This window comes from Caulobacter sp. 1776 (genome assembly GCF_040545685.1).
GTDB lineage: Bacteria > Pseudomonadota > Alphaproteobacteria > Caulobacterales > Caulobacteraceae > Caulobacter.
Map to the genome: position 1 here is coordinate 144787 of NZ_JBEPMI010000003.1, position 26499 is coordinate 171285.

General features: G+C 68.4%; 20 protein-coding genes and 2 pseudogenes. 14 read left to right on the forward strand and 8 right to left on the reverse strand.

Annotated elements, in window-relative coordinates:
* The first annotated feature begins 67 nt into the window (after positions 1–67).
* The 4 genes from ABIC66_RS09205 (at position 68) to ABIC66_RS09220 (ending at position 6851) form a co-directional block, all read left to right on the forward strand.
* Positions 68–1744, forward strand: coding sequence for an ATP-binding protein (locus tag ABIC66_RS09205; RefSeq protein WP_354069610.1), 1677 nt, complete (start codon positions 68–70; stop codon positions 1742–1744).
* A 167-nt stretch (positions 1745–1911) separates the two neighbouring features.
* Entirely contained in the window at positions 1912–3003 is a 1092-nt protein-coding gene (locus ABIC66_RS09210; protein ID WP_354070303.1) for a hypothetical protein, read from the forward strand.
* 282 nt (positions 3004–3285) lie between these two features.
* On the forward strand, positions 3286–4032 hold the full coding sequence (locus tag ABIC66_RS09215) for a response regulator (RefSeq protein ID WP_354070305.1): 747 nt from the start codon (positions 3286–3288) through the stop codon (positions 4030–4032).
* Between the two features lie 143 nt (positions 4033–4175).
* Entirely contained in the window at positions 4176–6851 is a 2676-nt protein-coding gene (locus ABIC66_RS09220; RefSeq protein ID WP_354069612.1) for a TonB-dependent receptor, read from the forward strand.
* Between the two features lie 249 nt (positions 6852–7100).
* On the opposite strand, the gene ABIC66_RS09225 is transcribed toward ABIC66_RS09220, so the two are convergent.
* Positions 7101–7820, reverse strand: coding sequence for an alpha/beta fold hydrolase (locus ABIC66_RS09225; RefSeq protein ID WP_354069614.1), 720 nt, complete (start codon positions 7818–7820; stop codon positions 7101–7103).
* A 9-nt stretch (positions 7821–7829) separates the two neighbouring features.
* On the opposite strand from ABIC66_RS09225, the pseudogene ABIC66_RS24200 reads away from it, so the two are divergent.
* Positions 7830–8019 (forward strand): annotated as a pseudogene (locus tag ABIC66_RS24200) (hypothetical protein).
* Here the strand turns inward: ABIC66_RS24200 and rpoH are convergent.
* Positions 8016–8912, reverse strand: a complete 897-nt coding sequence (gene rpoH / locus ABIC66_RS09230; RefSeq protein WP_354069616.1) for an RNA polymerase sigma factor RpoH — start codon at positions 8910–8912, stop codon at positions 8016–8018. The pseudogene ABIC66_RS24200 and the gene rpoH overlap by 4 nt on opposite strands.
* On the reverse strand, positions 8909–9013 hold the full coding sequence (locus ABIC66_RS09235; RefSeq protein ID WP_354069618.1) for a hypothetical protein: 105 nt from the start codon (positions 9011–9013) through the stop codon (positions 8909–8911). The genes rpoH and ABIC66_RS09235 overlap by 4 nt, the downstream gene beginning before the upstream one ends.
* Positions 9014–9116: 103 nt before the next feature.
* Between ABIC66_RS09235 and ABIC66_RS09240 the strand changes: the two genes are divergently transcribed.
* Both ABIC66_RS09240 and ABIC66_RS09245 read left to right on the forward strand, forming a co-directional pair.
* Positions 9117–9479 (forward strand): phage holin family protein, encoded by a 363-nt coding sequence (locus ABIC66_RS09240; RefSeq protein ID WP_354069620.1) that lies wholly within the window; start codon positions 9117–9119, stop codon positions 9477–9479.
* A gap of 286 nt (positions 9480–9765) precedes the next feature.
* Complete coding sequence (locus tag ABIC66_RS09245; protein ID WP_354069622.1) at positions 9766–11979, forward strand: putative bifunctional diguanylate cyclase/phosphodiesterase; 2214 nt, start codon at positions 9766–9768, stop codon at positions 11977–11979.
* A 60-nt stretch (positions 11980–12039) separates the two neighbouring features.
* On the opposite strand, the gene ABIC66_RS09250 is transcribed toward ABIC66_RS09245, so the two are convergent.
* The 3 genes from ABIC66_RS09250 to ABIC66_RS09260 all read right to left on the reverse strand — a co-directional run bounded on the left by ABIC66_RS09250 (position 12040) and on the right by ABIC66_RS09260 (position 14866).
* Positions 12040–13059 (reverse strand): threonine aldolase family protein, encoded by a 1020-nt coding sequence (locus tag ABIC66_RS09250; RefSeq protein ID WP_354069624.1) that lies wholly within the window; start codon positions 13057–13059, stop codon positions 12040–12042.
* Between the two features lie 57 nt (positions 13060–13116).
* On the reverse strand, positions 13117–14013 hold the full coding sequence (locus ABIC66_RS09255) for an EamA family transporter (protein WP_502910333.1): 897 nt from the start codon (positions 14011–14013) through the stop codon (positions 13117–13119).
* Between the two features lie 247 nt (positions 14014–14260).
* Positions 14261–14866 (reverse strand): TetR/AcrR family transcriptional regulator, encoded by a 606-nt coding sequence (locus ABIC66_RS09260; RefSeq protein ID WP_354069628.1) that lies wholly within the window; start codon positions 14864–14866, stop codon positions 14261–14263.
* Positions 14867–14944: 78 nt separating this feature from the next.
* On the opposite strand from ABIC66_RS09260, the gene ABIC66_RS09265 reads away from it, so the two are divergent.
* Both ABIC66_RS09265 and ABIC66_RS09270 read left to right on the forward strand, forming a co-directional pair.
* A complete protein-coding gene (locus ABIC66_RS09265) occupies positions 14945–16330 on the forward strand; it encodes a carotenoid oxygenase family protein (RefSeq protein WP_354069630.1) in 1386 nt (461 codons plus the stop codon).
* Between the two features lie 195 nt (positions 16331–16525).
* Positions 16526–17581: a DUF2855 family protein gene (locus ABIC66_RS09270; protein ID WP_354069632.1), complete on the forward strand. Its 1056-nt coding sequence runs from the start codon at positions 16526–16528 to the stop codon at positions 17579–17581.
* 167 nt (positions 17582–17748) lie between these two features.
* Here the strand turns inward: ABIC66_RS09270 and ABIC66_RS09275 are convergent, their stop codons facing one another.
* Positions 17749–18453, reverse strand: a complete 705-nt coding sequence (locus tag ABIC66_RS09275) for an ArsR/SmtB family transcription factor (RefSeq protein WP_354069634.1) — start codon at positions 18451–18453, stop codon at positions 17749–17751.
* Positions 18454–18537: 84 nt separating this feature from the next.
* On the opposite strand from ABIC66_RS09275, the gene ABIC66_RS09280 reads away from it, so the two are divergent.
* Both ABIC66_RS09280 and ABIC66_RS09285 read left to right on the forward strand, forming a co-directional pair.
* Complete coding sequence (locus ABIC66_RS09280; protein ID WP_502910334.1) at positions 18538–19899, forward strand: MFS transporter; 1362 nt, start codon at positions 18538–18540, stop codon at positions 19897–19899.
* 60 nt (positions 19900–19959) lie between these two features.
* The gene (locus tag ABIC66_RS09285; RefSeq protein ID WP_354069636.1) at positions 19960–20562 is read left to right on the forward strand and encodes a methyltransferase domain-containing protein; all 603 of its coding nucleotides are present in this window, start codon (positions 19960–19962) and stop codon (positions 20560–20562) included.
* 231 nt (positions 20563–20793) lie between these two features.
* Here ABIC66_RS09285 and secA read toward each other — a convergent pair whose 3' ends face one another.
* Entirely contained in the window at positions 20794–23559 is a 2766-nt protein-coding gene (gene secA, locus ABIC66_RS09290; protein ID WP_354069638.1) for a preprotein translocase subunit SecA, read from the reverse strand.
* Between the two features lie 300 nt (positions 23560–23859).
* Here secA and ABIC66_RS09295 point away from each other — a divergent pair, with 300 nt between their 5' ends.
* The 3 genes and pseudogenes from ABIC66_RS09295 to ABIC66_RS24205 all read left to right on the forward strand — a co-directional run.
* The gene (locus ABIC66_RS09295) at positions 23860–24831 is read left to right on the forward strand and encodes a peptidylprolyl isomerase (RefSeq protein WP_354069640.1); all 972 of its coding nucleotides are present in this window, start codon (positions 23860–23862) and stop codon (positions 24829–24831) included.
* 16 nt (positions 24832–24847) lie between these two features.
* Entirely contained in the window at positions 24848–26341 is a 1494-nt protein-coding gene (argJ, locus tag ABIC66_RS09300) for a bifunctional glutamate N-acetyltransferase/amino-acid acetyltransferase ArgJ (RefSeq protein WP_354069642.1), read from the forward strand.
* A pseudogene (locus ABIC66_RS24205) lies at positions 26331–26444 on the forward strand (hypothetical protein); the annotation flags it as partial. The gene argJ and the pseudogene ABIC66_RS24205, both read left to right, overlap by 11 nt.
* Positions 26445–26499 lie beyond the last annotated feature (55 nt).

The window sequence follows — 26499 nt, forward strand, 5'->3', positions numbered from 1 at the left end:
TGCGGGAGGAGCGCCCTTGGCACTCCGGGACTTCCTCGATGACGGCCTGGAGGGCGCGACACTTCTCATGAGTCGTCGCAGCCGCGTGGCGCGCCTGCTGGTCACGACCCTGGTCGGCGGCTTGCTGGGCTTCCACTTCGGGCTCGCGCCGGTGCTGCTGTGGGCCGGCGTCAATGTCGTGCTCGAGGGCTGGCTGATCTATCTGCAGCTGACCTTCAAGCCGCGCGAGGTGGGCCGCACGAACCTGCTGGTCCGGCTGGGACCGCCGGCCGCCTTCGCCGCGGCCTGGTCGGTCATGGCCTGCTGGAGCGCGCTGCACGGTCCGTTGCCGATGCGGTTCGCGGCCGTGATCATCCTGTTCGGCCTGGTGGTCGAGGGGCTGAAATACGCCACCGTCAGCTGGACGGCGATGCTGGCGATCATGCCCGCGCCGTTCGTCGCCCTGATCCTGCTTCCACTGATGGCGCAGAGGTTCAACGTCTGGGACAAGGCGGTGGTCCTGGTGACCCTGGCGGGCCTGGTCGGCTACGCCGTCGACGCGGTCCGGCTGATGCGCGGCACGGCCAAGGCGCTGGAGAAGGCCCAGGCCGAGGCCCTGGAGGCCAGCCGCGCCAAGTCGGCCTTCCTGGCGATGATGAGCCACGAGCTGCGCACGCCGATGAACGGCATACTGGGCTTGGCCTACGCCCTGCGCGGCGCCCGGCTGGACGCGCGCCAGGCCGAATATCTGGAGATGATCGAGCAGTCGGGCCACGGCCTGATGACCATCCTCAACGACATTCTCGACCTGTCGAAGATCGAGGCCGGCAAGCTGGAGCTGGAAGTCGCGCCGTTCGACATCCGCAAGCTGGCCGCCCAGATCCGCCTGGTCTGGAGCGAGACCGCCCGCCTGAAGGGCGTGGAGCTGGCGCTCGACGTCGATCCCGCCACCCCGGCCTGGCTGGCCGGCGACGCGGCGCGAATCCGTCAGATCCTGATGAACCTGGTGTCCAACGCCCTGAAGTTCACCGAGACCGGCCGAGTGACCGTGCGCATCGCGCCGGGCGCCGGCTCGGAAGCGGATGGGGGGATCGCGCTGTCCGTGTCGGACACCGGCGTCGGCATGAGTGACGAGCAACGCGCGCGCCTGTTCATGCCGTTCGCCCAGGGCGACCGCACCATCGCCCGCCGGTTCGGCGGCACCGGGCTGGGCCTGGCGATCTGCCGCCAGCTGGTCGACATGATGGACGGCGACATCGGCGTCGCCAGCGTTCCGGGCGAGGGTTCGACCTTCACCGCCCATCTTTCCCTGCCGGCCGCGCGAAACCCCGGCGACGTCGCCGGTCCCGCCGCGGCGCTGGACCTAACCGGCGCGCGGGTCCTGGTGGTCGACGACAACGCGATCAACCAGACGGTCGCCCGAGCCATCCTCGAGGCCGTCGGCGCGTCGGTGGTCACGGTCGGCGACGGTCACACGGCCCTGGCCCGTCTGCGGATCGAGGACTTCGACGTCGTGCTGATGGACGTCCACATGCCGGGGATGGACGGGGTCGAGGCCGTGCGGCGAATCCGTTCGGGCGAGGGCGGCCGGGTCGACCTGCCGGTCGTGGCCTTGACCGCCGACGCCATGGCCGGCGACGCCGAGCGCCTGCTGGCCCAGGGCTTCGACGACGCCCATCCCAAACCGATCCAGCCGGCGGGCCTGCTGGCGACGGTGGCGGGGCTGCGGCGCGCGGCGCCGGCGCCGCTGAAGCTCGCGGTCTAGAAGACTCGCCCTACTCACTTCCGGTTGCGTGCGCCTGATCGGACCCGGTTCCGTCAAGGTTTGTTAGCAGGCGGCGGCGTATGACCGTCCGTCTCGTTCAAGGGGGTTTCGTGTCCGCACTCGCGCGCCGTCGCAAGCTGAAGCCTGTCAACAAGGCCGACCGCGTGATGCGCAGCCTGCGCGCCCTGGAGCGCACGGCCTCGACCAGCCGCGTGCTGAACCTGATCGCCATCGAGGCCGAGAGCGCCCACCGGCCGGAATACGCCCAGCACCCGCTGTTCAAGAACAAGATCCTGAACACGGCCCTGATCATCAAGCACCGCCTGCGCAACGACGACATCTATCTGTTCGACGAGGCGCGGCCGACCGCGACCAAGATCGTCATCCCGTTCGACCGCCAGGACCTCGGCCTCGGCGGCCAGTCGGTGTTCGTGGGCCAGCGCGGCTGGACCGACGTGCTGATCGAGGCCTGCAACGCCTCGGGCGACATGCATCGCGACCTGTCGGCCTTGCGCGCCATCGACGCCCTGCCGTCGCTGGACCCGTTCCTGCTGCGCGAGCACCTGCGCCGCCAAGGCCTGCGGGTGGCCAGCTGCTACTTCGCCCTGTCGCCGGCGGACTACGAGGCCATGCAGGGCTTCGTGACCATGGAGATCGCCAAGCTGATCGAGCTGGCCTATCGCGACGTCGGCGGCATCGGCCGGGCCCACGCGGCGCGGCTGGTCGAGGCCCTGCTGGCCACCGACGTCGACGAGCGCCTGGAGCCCCTGCGCGAGACGCTGGTCATGGAAGGCGACAGCTTCAAGGAGGGCGTCTTCAGCTGGAAGGGCTTCCTCTATTACAAGTGGATGCTGACCAAGCTGTGGCCCAAGCTGACCGACGTCGGCGCCGAGATCGGCCGCATCGTCGTCACCGGCGGACGCGACGCCGAGACCGCCCGCTATCTGGACGAGGCCCGCCGTCGCCTGCAGGGCGGGATAATGGTCGAGCGCTCGGCGATCCTGCGCACGCTGAAGGTTTATGACGACGCCTTCGACAACCTGGTCGACAACGGCCGGCCGCAGGTGTTCCGCGACTTCCTGCTGCGCGCGCCCGAACTGTTCCTGAGTCTGGGCGAGCGGGTGGGGGTGATCTCGCACATCTCCAGTTTCTGGCGCTATCGCTTCCCCGAGGGCGAGGCCCTGACCGCCCATATCGACGAGGCCGTCGACATCTTCATGGACTTCGAGGGCGGTCTGTCCGTGCCACTGCTGAGCTAGGGGGCTCTAGAATCTAACTCTAATCTCCGTGTCATCCCGGCTCTCCGCTTCGCTGCGGCCGGGATGACACGCGAAAGGGCGGCTCGAATTGCGTCTGAACCCGAGGCTCTCGCAGTGGCTGGAAACCCCTGACAAACTGACGCGGTTAACACTGGAAAATTATCAAGCGGATTTTTACGTTCTGGGCCTAGTGATCGGGGTCTAGTCTCGAGGAGCCACGCGTCCGTGTTCGACGGGAACGCCCGCACAATCCAGCGCATCGCCGCCAAGGTGCAGCGAGTCATGGTCGTGGATCCCAATCCGGCGACCGCCCGACTGCTGGCCGAACACATGCGTCCGTTGGGCGGCGTACAGATCTTCGCCGCGCCGTCGGCGGAGAAGGGCTACGCCATGGCCCGCGCCACCGACCCGCAGCTGATCTTCGTCGAGCACGCCCAGAACGGCGTCGACGGCTTGGCCTTCACCCGCAAGATCCGCCGCAGTGACCTGGTCTGCCGCGAGGCCCCGATCATCATGTGCACCGCCGAGGCCACCGCCGAGGCGATCTTCGGCGCCCGCGACGCCGGGGTGCACGAGTTCATGCGCAAGCCCTTCACGATCAAGGACCTGGAGCGTCGCCTCGAGGCCGTGACCCTGAAGCCGCGCGACTGGATCGAGGCCGTGGCCTATGTCGGGCCCGACCGCCGCCGCTTCAACTCGGCCGACTACAAGGGCCCGCGCAAGCGCAAGGCCGACGCCGCCGGCACCCCCGCCGCCCGCCTCAGCCAGGCCCTGCGCATCGTCAAGTCGGCCGCCATGGCGCTGGACATCGATCCGGCCCAGGCCCGCCGCGCCCTCGCGGCCCAGGCCGTGGAGCTCAAGAAGGTCGGCGAGTCCGTCAAGGACACCCGCCTGCTGGAAGCGGCCGCGGCGCTCGAGACCTGCATGGGCGCCGACCTGGCCGGCGCCGCCGGCCGCGCTGAACTGGTCAAGCGGATCGACGCCCTAATGGGCTTCATGGCCGCCGACGATACCGGCCGAGCGGCCTGATCCAATTGCGGCGTCATTAAGGCGTCGCGAAAGCTACACCTGACTGTCGCCCATCCGTCGCGGACGAGCCATACGCGGCGTCTACAGCCTCCCCGAAACCAATGAATCGCGCGCAGTCGCGATGGGGCGTTCAGGGGATATCCATGCTTATTCGCGATCGAGCGGCGCTGCTGCGCCGGGCCAGCCTGTTGTCGCTCATCCTGGGCGCGACGGCGGGCGCCGCCCACGCCGACGACAACGCCGTCAGCGACGTCATCGTCACCGCCCGTCGCCCGCTGGCCGAGAGCCAGGCCGCGGCGCTGCAGATCCAGAAGAACTCCGACTCGCTGGTCAGCGTGCTGTCGGCGGACGCCGTCGGCGCTCTGCCCGACCAGAACATCGCCTTCGCCGTCGGCCGCCTGCCGGGCGTGGGCGTCGAGCGCGACCAGGGCCAGGCCCGCTATATCAATCTGCGCGGCGCGCCGGTCTATTGGACGACCCTGTCGTTCGACGGCCTGAGCGTGGTCAGCCCGGAAGGCCGCGCGACCCGCTTCGACAACATTCCCTCGGCCATCGCCAGCCTGATCACGGTCGAGAAGGCCATCGTGCCGTCGATGCCGGGCGACACCGTCGCGGGCAATGTCGACATCCGCACCCGCCGCGCCTTCGACTACAAGGGCCAGAAGATCACCGGCAAGCTGGGCGTCGGCCGCGTGAAGCTGGGCGGCGGCGACGAGTACGACACCAACCTGGTCTATTCGAACGTGTTCGGCGACCGGTTCGGCCTCGTGGCCCAAGCCTCGTACTACTCGCGCGAGATGGCGACCGACAACTGGGAGACGGACCCGTATCTCAGCAACACCGTCGACCCGACCAAGCACTTCGCCCGCGAACACGAGAACAAGCACTACCGCCTGACCCGCGAGAACATCTCGGCGTCCATTCGCGCCGACTACAAGTTCGACGACAACAACTCGATCTTCGCCAGCACGATCAACACCTATTATCACGACGACGAACTGCGCGATAACTTCATCTTCCGCCTGGACCAGGGCACGGACGCGGCTGGCAACAGCTACACTAGCGCGGCCTATATCAACGCCAACAATCCGGTCTTCGGCACGAGCTATGGCGCGCGGATCAACGGCCGCATCGACTATCGCAACTCCAAGGAAGCGATGTCGACCAATACGGTCGGCGGCGAGCATCGCTGGAACAAGTTCAGCGCCTCGTGGCGGCTGAACTACACCTACACCCAGGACGGCCGCGACACGCCGGTGACGATGGCCTTCCAGAGCCCGTCCAGCTTCCTGCTGCGCCCCACCGTCGAGTACGACTTCCGCGACGGCGACGTGAACACGGTCAAGCTCTACCAGACCGGCGGCGTGACCGGCGCGCGCACCCGCGGCGCCCAGGTGACCAACATCGAGGACTTCCAGTTCCCGCTGACCAGCGCCGGCAATCTGAAGGGCGGCGACTACACCAACGCCTACACCGCCAAGGCCGACTTCGACTACGACGGCGAATTGGCCGGCCACGAGACCAAGTTCGAGTTCGGCGGCCTGTGGACGGACCGGACCAAGAAGTCGCGCGAGAGCAGCTTCACCCGGGCCTTCTCCGGCGCCGGCGTCCCGACCTGGGCGCAGTTCGCCAGCAACATCGGCTATCTGGGCAGCCAGAACCTGAACTACACGTTCCGCTACACCAACAAGGACTACACCACGAACTTCGTGGACGAGCTGGTCCGCACGGGCCAGGCGACCAAGAACGACACCACGGCCAACTACTGGCGGGTGGGCGAGACGATCACGGCGGGCTACGCCATGGCCACGACCCGGTTCGACTGGGGCAATATCGTCTACGGCGCGCGCGTTGAGCACATCGAGAACGAAGGCCAGGCCTACGTCGCCTTCCCGACCGGCCAGCGCCTGGTCAAGGTCAAGAGCGACGACACGCTGTACTATCCCAGCGCCCATCTGAACTGGAACCTGCGCGACGACCTGAAGCTGCGGGTCGGCGTCACGACGTCGGCCTCGCGCGCCGACTTCGACGACCTGCGCCCGAACTACACCTTCAGCGACGCCAACCAGACGGTCTCGGGCGGCAATCCCGACGCCAAGCCCGAGCGCCAAGTCGGCCTCGACACCTATCTGGAATGGTACGCCGGCCGCGAGACCTTCGTGTCGGCGGGCGTGTTCTACAAGGATCTGAAGGACGTCCTCGTCCAGACCTCGCGCACGTTCGGCGACACCGCGCTGAACAGCAACGGCGTCGACCGTTCGGGCTATGCCTACAGCAGCATCGGCAACGCCGGCGAAGGCCACTTGCAAGGCATCGAGCTGTTCTTCAGCGGCACGGCCGAGACCTTCGTCCAGGATCACGGTCTGCCGTCCTGGCTGGGCGGCTTCGGCACGCGCCTGTCGGGCACGTGGACATCGTCGAAGGTCACCCTGCCGTCGGTCGGAGGCGTGCCGGCGCGCACCATCTCGGTGCTAGGGACCTCGGACGCCGTCTACAACGTCCAGGCCATTTACGAGAAGTACGGCATGACCCTGCGGCTGGCCTACCAGTACCGCACGCCGTGGGGCCAGTCGGTCGGGGCCTATCGCACCGTCAATGGCGGCGTCTATCCGACCGACAACGGCGACATCTTCTGGGACAGCGACGAGGAGCTGGACTTCTCGGCTCGCTATCAGGTCAACAAGAACATCGAGGTGTTCTTCGACGCCAGCAACCTGACCAACCAGGGCTCGCGCCGCTACGGCGACCAGTCGCGCTATCCGATCGAGTTCGAGAAGTTCGGTCGCCGCTATGTGGGCGGCCTGCGCTTCAACTTCTAAGGCCGCGAGACAATCCGTGTGACGAGAACCTCCGCGGTGCGCCGCGGAGGTTTTTCGTTATGGGCCGGGGTCGGTGCGCAACACGACAGTCTCGAGGCCAATACCCGTGTCATCCCGGAAGCCTCGCAGAGGCTGTCCAGGACCCAGGGGCCAAGCGCAGTGCGGTCGCCCCTGGGTCCCGGCGCTTCGCGCTTACGCGCTCCGGCCGGGATGACACGGAAATAGTTGTCTCTCGTTGTGGCGTTGGCCTCAGCGCTTGCCCGCCGGTCTTGCCAGCCAATGGCGCAGCGCTCCGTTCACCGGCCCGGGCGCCTCCATCGGCGTCATGTGGCCGGCGTTGGGAATGACCAGCAGGTGCGAGCAGCCGATCGCCCAGGCCATCTCGCGATGGCCGGCGGCGGGGGTGATCTGATCGTTCTCGCCGACGATGACGACCAGCGGCACGCGCAGCGCCTTCAGCGCCGCCTCGCCGTCCTCGCGCTCCAGGCTGTTCTGGCGCAGGAACACCTCGCGGCCAAGGCGCTGGGTCATGTCGACGATGCGGGTGGTCAGGTCGGCGTCGTCCAGGCGCGAGGCGTCGACATAGCTCTTCATGATCGCCTGGCCGATGCCCAGGAACGTCCCGCCCTTGGCGGCGGCCTTGTTCAGCGCCTTGCGCTGAGCGGCGCGCTCGGGCGTGTCGACGCGGATCGAGGTGTCCAGCAGCGCCAGGCGCTGGATCCGTTCCGGCGCGATCCGCGCGATCTCCTGAGCCACGTAGCCGCCCATCGAAAACCCGGCCAGGGCGAAGGTCGGCTCGGCCTTTTCCAGCACGCTCTCGGCCATCTCGCGCAGGGTGGCGTAGGGCGCGAGGTCGGGAACCCAGGGCCGGGCGACGTCGGCGAGGCCGCTGATCTGATCGCGCCACAGCTCGGCGTCGTTCAGCAGGCCGGGCAGCAGGATCAGCTGGGGAAGGGGGGCGGAAGTCATCTCGGCCTTATAGCCTCCATCCTCTCCCGTGAAACGGGGGAGGGGGACCGCGAAGCGGTGGAGGGGGCGCTGGCCAGGAACAACCCGTTACGCAACAACACGTCACACAACAAAAAGGGGCGCGTGAGCGCCCCCTCCGTCTCGCCGCGTATCCGCGGCGATCCACCTCCCCCGCACGCGGGGGAGGATGCGTTTCTAAGCTTCCACCATGTTCTTGGCGATCGCCGCCTCGCGCATGGTCTTTTGCAGCTTCTCGAACGCCCGGACCTCGATCTGGCGCACGCGTTCGCGGCTGACGCCGTACTGGGCGGCCAGCTCTTCCAGGGTGGTCGGGTCGTCCTTCAGGCGGCGCTCGGTCAGGATGTGACGCTCGCGGTCGGTCAGTTCGACCATCGCCTCTTCAAGAAGCGACATCCGCAGCGACTTTTCCTCGTTCTCGGCGACCATGGTCTCTTGCGACACCTGATCGTCGTCGGCCAGCCAGTCCTGCCACTCGCTCTCGCTATCCGAACGCAGCGGCGCGTTCAGCGAGGCGTCGGGGCCGGACAGGCGGCGGTTCATCGAGATGACCTCGCTGTCCAGCACGCCCAGCTTGGTGGCGATGGCGCTGACCTGCTCGGGGCGCAGGTCGCCGTCCTGGAAGGCGGCGATCTGGCTCTTGGCCTTGCGCAGGTTGAAGAACAGCTTCTTCTGCGCGGCGGTCGTGCCCATCTTCACCAGCGACCACGAGCGCAGGATGTATTCCTGGATCGAGGCGCGGATCCACCACATGGCGTAGGTGGCCAGGCGGAAGCCCTTGTCGGGCTCGAACTTCTTGACGGCCTGCATCAGGCCGACATTGCCCTCCGAGATCACCTCGCCGATCGGCAGGCCGTAGCCGCGATAGCCCATGGCGATCTTGGCGACGAGACGCAGGTGCGACGTCACCATCTTGTGGGCGGCTTCGGAGTCCTGATGCTCTTTCCAACGCTGGGCGAGCATGAACTCCTCGTCCTTGGGCAGCATCGGGAACTTGCGGATCTCGGTGAGATAGCGCGACAAGCCGCCGTCCGGCGACATCACCGATAGAGAATTCACGGCCATACTATTCATATCCCCTTGCGTGCGGATCCGCTCGCCGTTCGCGCGCGATCATCCCCCACACGGAGGACTAGATAGTTCACGAAGCGGCGGTTTGAAGAGTGGTAACGCATTTGTAATGTCCGAGTTCAGCGCTTGGGTATTGTACGAATGAGGCGTCACTTTGCTCCGGCGCGCGACTGGGCCAATCTCGCCTCCTATCGAGGGGAGTCGCTCATGATCCGTTTCGTTCTTCGCGTGCTGATCGCCGCCGCCGGCCTGTGGCTGGCCGCCCGTATCGTGCCTGGCGTCACCGCCGACGGCTGGACCACCCTGATCATCGCCGGTTTCCTGCTGGGGATCGTCAACGCCATCGTCCGGCCGGTGGTCACGGTGCTGACCTTCCCCCTGACCCTGGTCACCCTGGGCCTGTTTCTCTTGGTGGTGAACGCGGCGATGATCGGGCTGGTGGCCTGGTTCCTGGACGGCCTGGCCGTGAGCGGCCTGTGGGCCGGCGTCCAGGCGGCCATCGTGACGGGCATCGTCAGCTGGATCGGCCAGGTTCTGCTGGGCGACGCGCGGAAGGTCGAGCGGGAGTAATTTTAGTCCGCTCTCCCCGGCGAAAGCCGGGGCCCAGATCTCATGGTGCTTGGGCTGACAGGAAGAACGCCGCGCTCATAGAACCCACGCCGGCGCTCTTCCAGCTGGGTCCCGGCTTTCGCCGGGAAGAGCGGATTTTTCTAGAGCCCTCGCGGCCACGGTAAACGCCCCCGCAAACACTGTGACGCCGCCGTGAAGTTTTCGCGAAATGAAGTGTCGCAAGCGGCGCCATTAGCAGGTCGTTAGGCGCGAAATGGTCCCTGCCTCCCGCAAGTGGAGGCGTACCATGTTCACCCTGCGGGATACCGTTTCTTCCCTGGCGCCGGCGCGTCAGGACGATCTCGGCAAGGCCTTGTACGACCGGTTCCGCGAGGAGCCGGACACCCTGATCATCCCGGTGCTGGACGGCGAGGACCGGCCGATCGGCATCGTCGAACGCAACGCCTTCTTCCTGCGCATGGCCGCCGAGTACGGCCGGGCCCTCTACGCCAACCGTCCGATCTCGACGCTGATGGATCGCGAGCCGCTGGTCGTCGACGCCGACGCCGAGCTAGCCTCGTTCACCACCGACAGCCTGTCGTACCGCGCCTCCGACCTGCTGCGCGGCTTCATCGTCACCGAGGGCGGGCGCTATCTGGGCGTCGGCACGGTGCTGGGTTTGCTACAGGCCGCCAACGAGACCAACCGCCGGGGCGTCGAGGCCCTGGCCACCGCCAAGGCCGACGTCGAGCGCGCCCAGACCTTCATGACCGCCATCGTCGAGGCCATGCCCTCGATGGTGTTCGTCAAGCGGGCCGACGACCATCGCTACGTGCTGCTGAACCGGGCCGGCGAGAAGACCCTGGGCTTCGCGCGCGACGAGGTGATCGGCAAGACCGACGCCGACTTCCACGCACCCGAGCTAGCCGCCCTCTATGTCGAGCACGACCGCGACGTGCTGGAGTCGGGCGAGGTGCGAGTGATCGAGGAGGATCACGTGCCGCGCAAGGACGGCGGCGTGGCCATCCTCCGCACCAAGAAGATCGCCCTGTGCAACGCCGACGGCCAGCCGGAATATCTGCTGGGCGTCTCCGAGGACATCGCCGAACGCAAGCGGGCCGAGGCCCAGATCGCGCGCCTGGCCCACTACGACCCGCTGACCGACCTGCCCAATCGCGTGCTGTTCCAGAAGCACCTGTCCGAGGCCCTGGCCCGCCGGGCTCGCAAGGGCGACCAACTGGCCGTCCACTTCATCGACCTGGACCGCTTCAAGACCGTCAACGACACCCTGGGCCATCCGCTGGGCGACGCGCTGCTGCGCGAGGCCGCCGAGCGGCTGCGCGGCTGTGTGCGCGAGGGCGACACCGTGGCCCGGCTGGGCGGCGACGAGTTCGCCGTGGTCCAGACCGGTCTTTCCGACATGTCCGGCGCCACGCGCCTGGCCGGCCGCGTCGTCGAGGCCATGGTCGCCCCGTTCGACCTGCAGGGCCATCAGGTGGTGATCGGCGCCAGCGTCGGCGTCGCGGCCGCGCCCTCGGATGGCGAGGACGCCGACGAACTGCTGAAGAAGGCCGACATGGCCCTCTATCGCGCCAAGGCCGACGGCCGCGGGGCCTTCCACTTCTTCGAACGGGCCATGGACGAGCAGCTGCAAGCGCGCCGGGCCCTGGAGCTGGACCTGCGCCGCGCCTTGACGGCCGGCGAGTTCGAGCTGTTCTACCAGCCGCTCTACAATCTGGGCGACGAGCGGGTGACGGGCTGCGAGGCCCTGCTGCGCTGGCGCCATCCCGATCGGGGCATGGTCTCGCCGGCCGACTTCATCCCGCTGGCCGAGGAGATCGGCCTGATCATCCCGCTGGGCGAGTGGGTGCTGCGCGCCGCCTGCGCCGAGGCCGCCAAGTGGCCCGACCATGTCCGCCTGGCCGTGAACCTGTCGCCGGCCCAGTTCCGCGACCGGGGCCTGGTGCGCACCGTCGTCTCGGCCCTGGCCGCCTCGGGCCTGCCGGCCCAGCGCCTGGAGCTGGAGATCACCGAGTCGGTGCTGCTGCAGGACAGCGCGGCCAACATGACCATGCTGCACGACCTGAAGGCGCTGGGCGTGCGGATCTCGATGGACGACTTCGGCACCGGCTACAGCTCGCTGAGCTATCTGCGCAGCTTCCCGTTCGACAAGATCAAGATCGACCAGACCTTCGTCCGCGACATTCTCGAGGACAGCGACGCCATGGCCATCATCAAGGCCGTGCTGGACCTGGGCGCCAGCATGGGCATCGTCACCACGGCCGAGGGCGTCGAGACCCTGGAACAGCTGAACGCCCTGCGCGGCCAAGGCTGCGCCGAGATCCAGGGCTACTTCATCAGCCGGCCGGCCCCGGCGGCGGAAATCGCCCGCCTGCTGGGCATCACCGAGACCTCGGCGGCGGCGGACGCGGCGCCCATTGTCGCCTTCTCCCAGAGGGAGAAGGCGGGACCCGCGTCATCGACGCGGGAGGATGAGGGGTTACGGCGGTTGACGGTGTAATCGCTCGCCCTCCCATCGCTTCGCGATGGGCCCCGCCCTCTCCCTCCGGGAGAGGGATTTCTAAACCACCCGCCCCAGCGCCGCCCCCAGCTCCTCGACCATCTCCGGAGTCGTCGCCCACGAGCACATGAAGCGCACCGTGCCGTCCAGGAAGCGGTAGACGAACCAGCCTTCGCCGCGCAGGCGCTCTAGGGTGGGTTCGTCCATCTCGACGAAGATCCCATTGGCCTCGACCGGGTGCCGGATCGGGAACGGCATCAGGGCGGCCAGCTTTTGGGCCATGGCGTTGGCATGGGCCGCGCGGGCCGCCCAGGGACCGGTCTCGCCGTCAGCGCCCAGCAGGCCCAGCCACGGCGCGGCCAGGAAGCGGCCCTTGGAGATCAGCTGGCCGGCGTGCTTGAGGCGGGCGTCCAGGCGGCGGGCGTGGTCGGGGTTCAGGAACACCACGGCCTCGGTCGGGGTCGAGCCGGCCTTGGTGCCGCCCATGACCAGAATGTCGACGCCCATCCTGGCCACGCGCTTCAAGTCGAAGCCGGCCGCCACCGCGTTGGCCAGGCGGGCGCCGTCCAGGTGGACGCCGCAACCCTTGGCCTTCGCCGGCGCGATCAGGCTTTCGAGATGATCCGGCGAATAGACCGTGCCGTACTCGGTGGCGGTGGTCAGGGACAGGGCCGCGGCCGGCTGGTTGTAAGAGACCTCCGGCCGGGCCAGGGCGGCCTCTAGTGCGGTCAGCTCGATCCGCCCGGACGCGCCCGGCAGGCCGATCAGGCCCACGCCCTGGCCGAAGAAGCCGGGGGCCCCGGTCTCGTCGGTGCAAATGTGGGCGTGCTCGTGGGCCAGCACCGCCTCGTGCGGCTGGGCCAGCAAGGTCAGGGCGAAGGCGTTGGCCGCCGTGCCCGAGGCGGTGAACCGCACCTCGGCGTCGGCGTCCAGCGCGGCCCGGATGCGGTCGGCCGCCGCCTTGCTGACGTGATCGGTCCCATAGCCGGACGCGGTTCCGGCATTGGCGGCGACCAGGGCCTCCATCACCTCGGGCATGGCGCCCGCGACGTTGTCGGAGGCGAAGTCGTAACGGGCCATCGGACGCGAACTCCTGGAGAGGGGCCGCGCCCGGATGCCATGGCGAAGCCTGGTCGTCTAGGCCGCCACCGCGAACCGCGCCCGCACCTTTGGCCACAGCATGTTGACCGCCAGGCCGGTCAGCACCAGCGCGGCGGCGATCAGCTTCCAGGCCGGCAGGCCTTCGCCCAGCAGCAGGGCCGAGGCGCCCATGCCGAACACCGGCACCAGCAGGGCCATCGGCGTCACGGTGGCGGCTGGGTGGCGGGCCAAGAGCCAACCCCAGACGGCGTAGCCGAACATGGTGTTGCCGACGGCCTGCCAGGCGACGGCGGCCCAGGTGACGGCGTTGGCCGAGGTCACGCCCTTGACGATCGCCGGCCAGCCTTCCAGCCACAGCGACATCAAGAAGAGCGGCGGGATCGAGAACAGGCTGGCCCAGACGACATAGCCCAGCATGTTCACCGGCCCGGCCTGGCGCGCGACGATGTTGCCGCCCGACCAGCTGAGCGCCGCCAGCAGGATCAGCAGCACGCCCAGCGGCGTGGCCGAGCCGCCGCCGTGCGCGGCGATCAGCACGATGCCCGAGGCGGCCAGTAGCAGGGCGGCGATCTGGAAGCCCTGGACCCGCTCCTTGCTGATCCACATGGCCATGCCGATCGTGAAGAACACCTGGGTCTGCACGACCAGCGAGGCCAGGCCGGGCGAGATGTGGCCCTTCATGGCCACGAACAGCAGGCCGAACTGGCCCGCGCCGATCAGCACGCCGTAGGCCGCCAGGTTCTTCCATGACACGGCCGGCCGCTTGACGATGAAGGCCATCGGCATGAACACCAGGCAAAAGCGCAGGGTGGCGAACAGCAACGGCGGCAGGTGGTCCAGGCCGATGCGAATGACCACGAAGTTGGTGCCCCACACCGCCACCACGGCCAGGGCCAGCAGGAAGTGGCGCAAGGGCAGGGGGGCGTGGGTCATGGCCGTTCCAATCGCAAGCTGGACTGGCGTGGGGATTGAACCCATGCCTTCCGCGTCGCAATGGAAACATTGTCTCGGTGACAATGGGAACGGCATCGGCGGCCGCTGAGCGCCCCCTCGTCACGCCGCGTATCCGCAGCGCGCCACCTCCCCCGTTTCACGGGTGAGGAGGAAGCAGTTGCCCTCCTCCCCTGCGTAGCGGGGGAGGTGGATCGGCGCGGATACGCGACGAGACGGAGGGGGCGTTCTAGCGCCCCCCGATCCCCAGCCCCCGGACCACGGTCGAGAACAGCAGGGCCCGCAGCTTGGTCGGATCGATGGTCGGCGCCAGCTTGCCGGTCAGCTGCAGCATCAGCACGCCGTGCAGCATCGACCAGAACATGTGGCCGATCAGCTCGGCGTCACCCGCCAGCAGGCCGGCTTCGATCATCGCCTCGACGTGGACGGTCATGGTGCGGCGGGCGCGGACGATGGCGGCCTGCAGCTCGGGATAGTCGCCCTCGGTCGGCTGGTTGAGATCGAACATCAGCCGATAGGCCTGGGGCTCGGCCAGGGCGAAGGCGATATAGGCTTCGCCGGCGCTACGCGAGCGCTGCAGTGGGTCCATCGGCCGGGCCATCGCCGCCTCCAGCGCCGTGGCGAAGCGGGCGAAGGCGGCGGCGCGGACGGCGGCCAGGATGGCGTCCTTGTCCTTGAAGTAGCGGTAGGGGGTCATCGGGCTGACGCCCAGCGCCTGGGCCAGCTCGCGCATGGTCACGGCCTCGGCGCCGCGCTCGGCGAAGAGCGCTTCCGCGGCCACGCAAAGGCGGCGACGAAACGCTTCGACGTCTTCGGACGACAGCACGCGCGGCACGACAGAATCCCGGTTGACTCGACCATTCGCTTACAACATAAATTTACAGTGTAAACAATCATCATCGGGAGAACGGCCATGGACGGCGAAGTGCGTATCAATCCGTTTCTCAGCGGCAATTTCGCCCCGGTGCGCAGCGAGGACGACTTCGACCTGACCGTCGAGGGGGCGCTGCCGGCGGGGCTGTCGGGCACGCTCTATCGCAATGGCCCCAACCCGCAGTTCGACCCGCGCGACGGCAACTATCACTGGTTCGTCGGCGACGGCATGCTGCACGCCTTCACGGTCGCGGACGGCAAGGTCAGCTATCGCAACCGCTGGGTCCGCACCAACAAGTGGACCCTGGAGAACGCCGCCGGCCGGGCCCTGTTCGGCAGCTGGGGCAATCCGATGACCACCGACCCGTCGGTGCTGGGCGTGGTCAGCGACGGCGTCGCCAACACCAACATCATCCAGCATGGCGGCCACCTGTTGGCGCTGGAAGAGGCCCACGCGCCGTTCGAGATGAGCGGCCCGGACCTCGCCACGGTCGGCGCCTACGACCTGGGCGGCAAGGTCACGGCCCACCCCAAGGCCTGCCCGCTCACCGGCGAGCTGGTGTTCTTCGCCTATGCCGACGACGCCATGCCGCTGTCGAACAAGATCAGCTGGGGCATCGCCGACGCCGAGGGCAAGCTGCGCAAGCGCGAGACCTTCGAGGCGCCGTACTGCTCGATGATCCACGACTTCATCGTCACCGAGCACTACGTCGTCATCCCGGTCCTGCCGCTGACGGGCAGCCTGGAGCGGGCGATGGGCGGCAAGCCGGTCTTCGCCTGGGAGCCGGAAAAGGGCGGCCATCTGGCGGTGATCCCGCGCGCCCAGGGCGTGGCCGGCCTGCGCTGGATCGACGTTCCGGCGGCTTACGTCTTCCACGTGATGAACGCTTTCGAGCAGGGTGAGACGATCGTCGCCGACGTCATGCGCTACGCCGCCGCGCCGCTGTTCCCCAACGCCGACGGGACCAAGGGCGAGAACGCCGCGGCCTACCTGACCCGCTGGACCATCGACCTGGCGGCCGGGACGGTGGCGGAGGTCCAGCTGGACGACACGGCCGGCGAGTTCCCGCGTTTCGACGAGCGGTTCGCCGGCGCGCCCTACCGCCACGGCTGGTTCGTCGGCCAGAGCCTGAAGCCCGGCGATTTCCGCTCCAACATCGTCGCGCATGTCGACCTGGTCGACGGAACCCGGAAGACCTGGACCTTGCCGCAGGGCGACGCGATCTCGGAAGTGGTCTTCACCCATGCCGGACCGGACGCGGCCGAGGGCGAGGGCTGGCTGACGGCGGTGATCTATCGCGGCGCCGAGGACGTTTCCGAGTTCGTGGTGTTCGACGCGCGGAAGGTGGAGCAGGGGCCGATCGCCAGCGCCAAGGTTCCTCGGCGGGTGCCGTTCGGGTTCCACGGGCAGTGGGTGGCGGCCTAAGCCATAAAAACTGTCATCCCGGACAAGCGCGTAGCGCGCCGATCCGGGACCGCCAGAAGCGCCGCGCTTGTGGCGGTCCCGGCTCTCCCCCCGGCTTTCGCCGGCCGGGATGACACGGTTGCATAAGTTCAAACAATTGTTTGACTTTCCGCGCGTCCAACCACCTACTCCCGCCCAACCTTTCGGGAGGCTCCGATGCCCTGGGATTTCCTCGTCGCCAAGTCCGACCTGCGCCGCACGGAATTCCGCGACGCCGAGACTCCGCCGCTGGCCGATGGCGAGGTGCGTCTGGCCATCGAGAGCTTCGCCCTCACCGCTAACAACATCACCTACGCCGTGTTCGGCGAGGCCATGAAATACTGGGACTTCTTCCCCGGCCCCGAGGGGTTTGGCCGCGTGCCGGTCTGGGGTCATGCGCATGTCGAGGCGTCGAACCATCCGGAGGTCGCGGTCGGCCAGCGGTTCTACGGCTACTGGCCGATGTCCACGCACCTGACGGTCCAGGCCAAGGTCGGCAAGACCGGCTTCACCGACGCCTCGCCGCACCGTCAGCACCTGGCGGTGGTCTACAACCAGTATCAGGCGGTCGGGGCGGCGGATGCGCTCGAAGCGCACAAGGCGCTGCTGCAGCCGCTGTTCATCACCTCGTTCCTGATCGAGGATTTTCTGGACGAAAGCGCCCTGTTCGGGGCCCGCTCGGTGGTGCTGTCCAGCGCCTCGTCCAAGACCGCGATCGGCCTGGCCTATCTGCTCAAGCGGCGCGGGACGGCCAAGGTCGTGGGCCTGACCTCGCCGCGCAACGTCGGCTTCGTCGAGGGCCTGGGCTATTACGATCAGGTCGTGACCTATGACGGGCTGGCGACCGCGCCGATCGAGCGGCCGGCGGTGTTCGTCGACTTCGCCGGCGACGCGGGCGTGCGGCGCGCGGTGCACGAGACGTTCGGCGACGACCTGGCCTTCTCGTCGGCGGTCGGCGGCACCCACTGGGAGGCCGAGCGCGCCGGCGGCGACGTGCCGGGCCCCAAGCCGGTGTTCTTCTTCGCCCCCGACCGCATCGCCAAGCGCCGCCAGGACTGGGCTCCGGGCGAGTTCGAAACCCGCTATGGCGCGGCCTGGGCGGGTTTCGTGGCCGATGCGCCCCGGTGGCTAACGGTCGAGCGCGGCCAAGGCCGCGAAGCGATCAAAGCGGCCTATCTGGCGCAGGTGGACGGCGGGACGTCGCCGGAGACGGGCGTGGTGCTGGCGCCTTAGGCGCCGGCGCGACCAGATCTCTCCTCCCCATTAGGGGGAGGTGGATCGCTGCGAATACGCGGCGAGACGGAGGGGGTCCGCGAAGCGGTCAGGCGTTGGCCACCTCACAGGGCCCCTCCACCGGCGTTCGCCGGTCCCCCTCCCCCAGAGGGGGAGGAGAAGGGGCGCTAAGCCGCCACCCGGCCCTCGTCCTCCAGGCTCACCCCCAGCGTCTCCCGCAGCGCCCGCGCGCCGTCCACGGTCAGTCGCACCGCCCGGCCCTTGGGCTCCAAGGCCAGCCAGCCGCGCGCGGTCATCGCCTCCAGCAGCTTGACGCCCAGCGGTCCGGCCAGGTGGTGGCGGCGCTCGGTCCAGTCCAGGCATTGGCGCGCCACGCCCCTCGGCGAGCGCAAGGCGTCGACCGCCACGCCCAGATCCTCGAACCAGGCCCGGCCGTCGGCCGTCACGTCATAGAGCTTGTCCGCCGCCGGCCGGATCAGGTCGCGCTGGACCAGCGCCTCGCAGACCCGCACGCCCAGCCGCCCGGCCAGGTGGCCATAGCAGCACCGCGCGTCCCGCAGGGCGCGGGCCTTGGGCGAGCGCGGGACGTCCAGCGAGCGGACCGGTGAGGCCAGCGCCGACAGGGCTTCGAGGACGTGGGCGACCTCGGCGTTGGCCAGGCGGTAGTAGCGGTGACGGCCCTCGCGCTCGACGGCCAGCAGGCCGCCGTCAACCAGCTTGGCCAAGTGGTTGCTGGCCGCCTGGGCCGTGACCCCGGCGGCCCAGGCCAGGGCGCTGGCGGGCTGGGCGCGGCCGTCCAGCAGGGCCTGCAGCATGGCGGCGCGGGTCGGGTCGCCGATCAAGGCGGCGGGGGTGGCGATGTTGGCGTCCATGCTCCACATCCTAGCCGCATCGGCGTCCGAATGGTTCATCGCGGCGTGTAACATCGAAGGCGGCGAGCGGGCATCACACGGACCATGAACACTCCGTCTTCCCGCCTCCCGCTGATTACAGGCGCCGCCAGCTTCGGCTTCTTCGTCACCCAGCTGGACGTGACCATCGTCAATGTGGCGCTGGACGCGATCGGCGCGGCGTTCCACGCTCCGACGGCCCAGCTGCAGTGGGTGGTCGACGCCTATATCCTGGCCCTGGCGGCCATGCTGCTGTCGGCGGGGGCGATCGGCGACCGGGTCGGGCCGCGCCGGGCGTTCGTGGCGGGCCTCGTCCTGTTCGGCCTGACCTCGGCGGCCTGCGGCTTCGCGACCAGTCCGTTGGTCTTGATCCTGGCTCGCGTGGCGCAAGGCGCGGCGGGCGCCTTGCTGATCCCGCCCTCGCTGGCCCTGATCGCTCACGCGGCCGCCGGCGACGACCGCCGGCGCGCCTCGGCGGTCGGCTGGTGGACCGCCGCCGGCGGGGTGTCGATCGCCGCCGGACCGGTGCTGGGCGGCCTGCTGGTCGAGACCCTGGGCTGGCGCTGGGTGTTCTTCGTCAACCTGCCGGTCTGTGCGATCGGGGCGGCGTGGACCTTGCTGGCCGTCCCGCCGACCGCGCCCAAGCCGAAGGTCCCGCTCGACATTCCCGGCCAGGCCCTGGCCGTGGCGGCCGTCTCGCTGCTGGTCGGCGGGCTGATCGAGGGCGGCCCCAAATCCTCTCATGGGGGGGCCTGGAGCGCCGGGACGCTGGTCGCCCTGGCCGCCGGGCTGCTGCTGGCGGCGGCCTTCGTGGCGTTCGAGCGGCGCGCCCGGCATCCGGCCATGCCGATGGCCGTGTTCCGGCGCCGCCCGGCCTGGACGGCGGTGGTCGTCGGCTCGATCCTGAACTTCAGCTATTACGGCCTGATCTTCGTGCTGGGCCTCTATATGCTGCGGGTCCTGCACTGGACGCCGGCCAAGGCGGGGATCGCGTTCCTGCCGCTGACGGCGACCTTCATCGTCTCGAATCTGATGAGCGGGAGCCTGGTCGTCCGCTACGGCGCGCGGACGGTGACGGCCGGCGGCGTGCTGGTCGCCGCCTTCGGCTACGCCCTGACCGCGCGGCTGGGGGCCGGGAGCACGATGGCCGACATGCTCCCGGGCTTCGCCGTGATCCCCGCCGGCATGGGGCTGGCGATCCCGGCCCTGACCAGCGGCCTTCTCGCCAGCGTCGACCGCCACGAGGCCGGCGCGGCCTCGGGGACCCTGAACGCCTGCCGCCAGGTCGGCGGCGCGGCTGGGGTGGCGATCTGCGGAGGCCTGGCCGGCCTGGACATCGTCACGGGCCTGCGAACCTCGGCGTTCGTGGCGGCGGTCCTGCTGGTCGCGGCGGCCGCGCTCTGCGCCCGCGTCCAAAGGGCGACTTGACCCGGACGCGCGTCGGTCGCCTGCTGGCCTCTCGACGAATCCCGTCCGGCCGAGGCCCCGATGCACGAATCCAGCAAGTCCGTCTTCCACAAGATCAAGGATTCGCGCTACGCGACCCGCTACATCGTCGGCGACGGCATTGATATCGGGGCCGGCGAGGACTCGATCGGCCAGTACTACGAGTTCTTCCCGCTGATGAAGTCGTGCCGGGGCTGGGACATGCCCGACGGCGACGCGCAGCTGATGGCCAGCGTGCCCGACGCCAGCTTCGACTTCGTCCACTCCTCGCACTGTCTCGAACACATGCGCGATCCCAAGGAGGCGCTGGAGAACTGGCTGCGGATCCTCAAGCCGGGCGGGCATCTGGTCTGCCTGATCCCCGACGAGGACCTCTACGAGCAGGGCGTGTTTCCCTCGACCTTCAACACCGACCACAAGCACACCTTCACGATCTTCAAGAAGGCCTCGTGGTCCAGCGCCAGCATCAACTTGACCGAGCTGCTGGCCAGCCTGGCGGCGGATGTCGAGATCAAGAAGATCGAACTGATGGACGCCACCTTCCGCTACGAGTTCAACCAGCGGATCGGCGTGGACCGCTTCGACCAGACCCGCACGGCGGTCGGGGAGTGCGCGATCGAGTTCGTGTTGCGGAAGAACTCCTAAATCGGGAGGAGCTCAAAATACCCGCTCTCCCCGGCGAAAGCCGGGGCCCAGATCGAGCCCATGAGCGTCTAAATGTTGGACAGGGCGGAACTTCGGATCATCCCCAGCTGCTCAGGCTGAATCTGGGCCCCGGCTTTCGCCGGGGAGAGCGGATTTTTTGTGTCTCCAAACAGCAAAACGCCCGCCCCGGTCTGCCGGGGCGGGCGTTTCAACTCAAAGCCTAGCCAAGCCTCACACCAGCGAGCCGTGGCACTGCTTGAACTTCTTGCCCGAGCCGCAGGGGCAGGGGCTGTTGCGGTTGGTGCGGTCCCAGCCGTCCGGCAGGGCGGCCACGGGCAGGGCCTCGCGCTGCTGAGGCGACAGGCCGTCGGGAATGGCCCCGGCGACGGCGGCGTTCTCGCCGGTCAGCGGGTCCAGGTGGACCTCGACCAGGCCTTCCGGCGTCTGCGGGATTTCCGGCTCGGCATAGGCGATCTCGACCGTCATCAGCCAGCGGGTGGTGTTGGTGCGCAGGTCGCCCAGCAGCTTCTCGAACAGCGAGAAGGCCTCGGTCTTGTACTCGTTCAGCGGATCGCGCTGGCCGTAGCCGCGCAGGCCGATGACGTTGCGCAGGTGGTCCAGGTGCATCAGGTGCTCGCGCCACTGCAGATCGATCATCTGCAGCAGGAAGTTCTTCTCGACCGAGCGCATCTGCTCGGGGGTGATGATCACCTCGCGCTGGGCGGCGTAGTCGTCGGCCGCCTTGGTCAGGCGGTCGCGGATCTCCTCGTCGGCGATGCCTTCCTCGGCCGCCCACGCCTCGATCGGCAGGTCGAGGCCCAGGATCGACTGGACGCGTTCCTTCAGGCCCTCGATGTCCCACTGCTCGGCATAGGCCTTGGGCGGCAGGTGGCGGGCGACCAGGTCGTCGATCGTGTCGTGGCGCATCTCGGCGATGATTTCCGAGAGGTCGTCGCTTTCCATGAACTCCTGGCGCTGCTCGAACACGGCCTTGCGCTGGTCGTTGACGACGTCGTCGTACTTCAGGAGGTTCTTGCGGATCTCGTAGTTGCGCTGCTCGACGCGCTTCTGGGCTGTGGCGATGGCGTTGTTCAGCCACTTGTGGGTGATCGCCTCGCCTTCCTGGACGCCGAAGGTGCGCATGATCGCGTCCAGGCGCTCGCCGGCGAAGATGCGGAGGAGATCGTCCTCGCACGACAGGAAGAACTTCGAGCGGCCCGGGTCGCCCTGACGGCCGGTGCGGCCGCGCAGCTGGTTGTCGATGCGGCGGCTTTCGTGGCGCTCGGTGCCCAGTACGAACAGGCCGCCGGCCGCCAGGGCCTGCTCGCGGGCGCCGGCGATCTCGGCCTCGAGACGGGCGCGCTCGGCGACCTCGTCCTCGTGGGTGATCTCGAGACCCATGCCCTTCTGCTGCTGGCGCCAGCTGAACAGACGCATGTCGATGCTGCCGCCCAGCTGGATGTCGGTGCCGCGGCCGGCCATGTTGGTGGCGATGGTCACCGCGCCGGGCACGCCGGCGTCGGCGACGATCAGGGCTTCCTGTTCGTGGAAGCGGGCGTTCAGCACCTGGTGCGGGATGCCCTTCTGTTTCTTGCCGTTGTTCTCGAACGCGTAGCTGGACAGCAGCTTGGACAGCTCTTCCGACTTCTCGATCGAGACGGTGCCGACCAGGATCGGCTGGCCGCGCACGTGGCAGTCGGCGATCTGCTTGAGGATGGCCTCGTTCTTCTCGCGCTCGGTGCGATAGACCTCGTCGTCGTCGTCGATGCGCTTGATCGGGCGGTTGGTCGGAATTTCCGAGACGCTCATCTTGTAGATGTCGTCGAATTCCTGGGCCTCGGTCGAGGCCGTGCCGGTCATGCCCGACAGCTTCTTGTAGAGGCGGAAGTAGTTCTGGATCGTCACCGAGGCCAGGGTCTGGTTCTCGGGCTGGACGTCGGCGCCTTCCTTGGCCTCGATGGCCTGGTGCAGGCCTTCCGACAGGCGGCGGCCGGTCATCATGCGGCCGGTGAACTCATCGATCAGGATGATTTCGCCGCCCTTGACGATGTAGTCCTTGTCGCGCGTGTACAGGACATTGGCGCGCAGGGCCTGGTTGACGTGGTGCACCACCGAGACGTTGGCCGCGTCGTAGAGGCCCGCCGAGTCCTCGGCCAGGTGGCCGCCCGACATCAGGATCTCCTCGATCCGCTCCTGGCCGTCCTCGGTCAGGATGACCTGCTTCTGCTTCTCGTCGTGGTCGTAGTTGGACTTGTCCTGGATCAGCTGCTTCACCAGCACGTCGATCGTCTTGTAGAACTCGCTGCGGTCCTCGGTCGGGCCCGAGATGATCAGCGGCGTGCGGGCCTCGTCGATCAGGATCGAGTCCACTTCGTCGACGATGACGAAGTTGTGGCCGCGCTGGACCATTTCCTCGACGCTGTAGACGAGGTTGTCGCGCAGATAGTCGAAGCCGAATTCGTTGTTGGTGCCGTAGGTGATGTCGCTGCGGTACGCGCGCTGACGCTCGCCCTGGCTGAGGCCGTTGACGATCACGCCATAGGTCAGGCCCAGGAAGGTGTAGATCTGGCCCATCCAGTCGGCGTCGCGGCGGGCCAGGTAGTCGTTGACGGTGATGACGTGGACGCCCTTGCCCTCGAGGGCGTTGAGGTACGTCGGCAGGGTGGCGACAAGCGTCTTGCCTTCACCCGTGCGCATTTCCGAGATGCCCGAGAAGTGCAGCACCATGCCGCCGACCAGCTGGACGTCGAAATGGCGCATGCCCAGCACGCGCTTGGAGGCCTCGCGCACCACGGCGAAGGCTTCGTTGAGGATGTCGTCGAGCGTCTCGCCCTTTTCCAGGCGCGCCTTGAACTCGGCGGTCTTGCCCTTCAGGGCCTCGTCCGAGAGGGCGGCGTACTCGGGCTCGTAGGCGTTGATCTTCGCCACGCGCGCGGTCAGGGCCTTGACCTTGCGTTCGTTGGAGGAGCCGAAGAACTTTTTGGCGAGACCAAGCATGCAGAGGGAATCCGGTGGGGACGGTTTGACGAGGAGGCCGGCGCTAAGGCTTCGAGGGCCTCGACTACGGTAGATGAAGTCGCGCTGGATCAACGGATAAATCCGTTATTCCGGCGCGGCCGGAGACTTAAGCACCGGTCATCTTGGTGTCAACGCGAAGACCCCACGCGCAATGGGGCTTCAAACCTGACCAAGGGCCTTGCGGCGACAGTTTTCGCATGCCCGAACGCTTTGAGTCGCGAAGCCGTTTCCACTCGGCCAAAAAGCACGCTAGAGCCGTTTTGAGCAAAGCCGGAGATCTTGGCCTTGAAGACCACTTTCCGCCTCGTCAGCGTGATCAGCGCCGTCGCCTTCGCCCTTCTGGTGGCCGCCTGCGGCCAGAATAAGGTCGCCGAGCGGCCGCCGGAGCCGGGCGACACCGCCGTGGCCCGCGTCAACGGCCAGGTGATCTGGGCGTCGGACGTCAAGCGCGAGGCCGTGGCCCAGGGGCTGATCAGCGAGGGCGAGCCGCTGGACATCTCCAGCGAGGTGTTCCGCCAGCGCCTCGACGAGGTCATCGACCAGAAGCTGCTGGCCTCCGAAGCCACCAAGCGCAAGCTGGACAAGGAGCCGGTGGCCCAGCGCCGCCTGGCCGCCGCCCGCGAGCGCATCCTGGGCGACATGCTGGTCGAGGGCGTGGTCGAGAAGGCCGTCACCGAGGACGCCATCCGCAAGCTCTACGCCGAGCAGCAGAAGCTTTCGAAGCGCTCGGAAGAGATCCGCGCCCGCCAGATCATCGTCGGCACCCAAGCCGAGGCCGAGAGCGTCAAGAAGCTGTTGGCCACTGGCGCCTCGTTCGACGCCCTGGCCATGGAGCGCTCGACCGACCAGGCCACCCGCTTCAACGGCGGCGACCTGGGCTACTTCACCCTGGACGTGATGCCCGAACCCTATGGCGTGGCCCTGAAGGACGCCGCCAAGGGCGCGCTCGTGGGGCCGTTCGCGGCCGAGGGCGGCTGGGTCATCGTCAAGGTCGAGGACAAGCGCACCGAGGAGCCGATCACCCTGGAGGCCGCCCGGCCGCAGATCGTGCGGTTCCTGACCTATGACCAGGTGCGCGACATCCTCGAGAAGCTGCGCGGCTCGGCCAAGGTCGAGATGCTGATCGGCAAGACCCAGGACGCGTCCGGCGCGACGGGCGCCCAGGAACCGGCCTCGGCGCCGCCGGAACCCCCGGCTGGCGCGCCCGCCTCGGCTCCGCCGCCCGCTCCACCCGCCCCCGCGAAGAAATAAGCAGTAAGAAGCGGCCATGACCAAGACTCCCCAAAGAGCGGGCAAGACTTCCGGCAAGAAGGCGGCCGCGAAGGCTCCCCAAAGCGCGGCCGGCGCGGCCGCGCCCAACCCGGTCGAGCGCGCCGGCGCCGCCATCGAGCGGGCCCTGGTCGATCCGCTGACCTCGGCCCTGAAGCGCGCCGGCCTGCGTCGCGCGCAGAAGTCGGCCGGCGAGGTCGCGCCCGCGCCGGCCAAGCCCGCGGCCAAACCTGTTTCCACGGGCGCCGGCAAGCCGGGCCTGGCCATCTCGCCGCTGGCCGTGCCGTTTCCGCTGATCCCGCCGATCCCCGGCGTCGAGATCGCCACCGGCCGCGCCGGCTTCTACAAGCACGAGCGCGAGGACCTGCTGCTGATGCGCTTCGCCGAGGGGACCTCGGCGGCGGGCGTCTTCACCCGTCACGGCGTCGGCTCGGCTCCGGTCGACTGGTGCAAGCGCCAGCTGGCCGCCAGCGGCGGCGCGGACGTGCGGGCCCTGGTGGTCAACGCCGGCTGCGCCAACAGCTTCACGGGCCGTCCCGGCGCCGACGCCGTGCGTCGCGTGGCCACGGCCGTGGGCAAGCGCCTCGACTGCCGCCAGCGCGACGTGATGATGGCCTCGACCGGCGTCATCGGCGTGATCCTGGACGACGCCAAGATCACCGCCCGCCTGCCGGAGGTGGAAGCGCGCCTGACCGCCGACGCCTGGGCCCAGGCCGGCCGGGCGATCATGACCACCGACACCTTCCCGAAGGGCGCCTACGCCACGGCCCTGATCGACGGGGTCGAGGTCAAGATCGCCGGCATCGCCAAGGGCTCGGGCATGATCGCGCCCGACATGGCCACCATGCTGGCCTTCGTGGCCACCGACGCGGCCATCGCCCCGGCGGCGCTGCAGACCCTGGTCAGCCTCTACACCCGCACCACCTTCAACTGCGTGACGGTGGACGGCGACCGCTCGACCAACGACACCCTGCTGCTGTTCGCCACCGGCCAGTCGGGCGCGCCCAAGATCAGCCGTCCGGGCGACAAGCGCCTGGCCGACTTCCGCGAAAAGCTGGAGCACGTGCTGCTGGACCTGGCCTTGCAGCTGGTCCGCGACGGCGAGGGCGCGACCAAGTTCGTCAAGATCACCGTCAACGGCGCCGAGAGCCCGGCCAGCGCCCGCAAGATCGCCCGCACCATCGCCGAGAGCCCGCTGGTCAAGACCGCCTTCGCCGGCGAGGACGCCAACTGGGGCCGCATCGTCATGGCCGTGGGCCGCGCCGACGAGCCGGTCGCCCGCGAGCGGATCAGCGTCAAGTTCGGCGAGCTCTACGCCGCCCGCGACGGCCTGGTCTCGGCCGAATACGACGAGGCCAAGATGAGCGCCTACGTGAAGAACCAGGAGTTCGAGGTCTCGGTGGACGTCGGCGTCGGCAAGGGCTCGGCCACGGTCTGGACGTGCGATTTGACCAAGCAGTACGTGGCGATCAACGGGGATTATCGGAGCTAGGTTCCTGTTCTTCTATACACCCTCTCGGTGTCATCCCGGCCGCGGCGAAGCGGAGAGCCGGGACCCAGGGGCGACCGCACTGCGCCGACCCCTGGGTCCCGGATAGCCTCTGCGAGGCTTCCGGGATGACATATTTGGGGGCTTTGATCTTGTCCCAG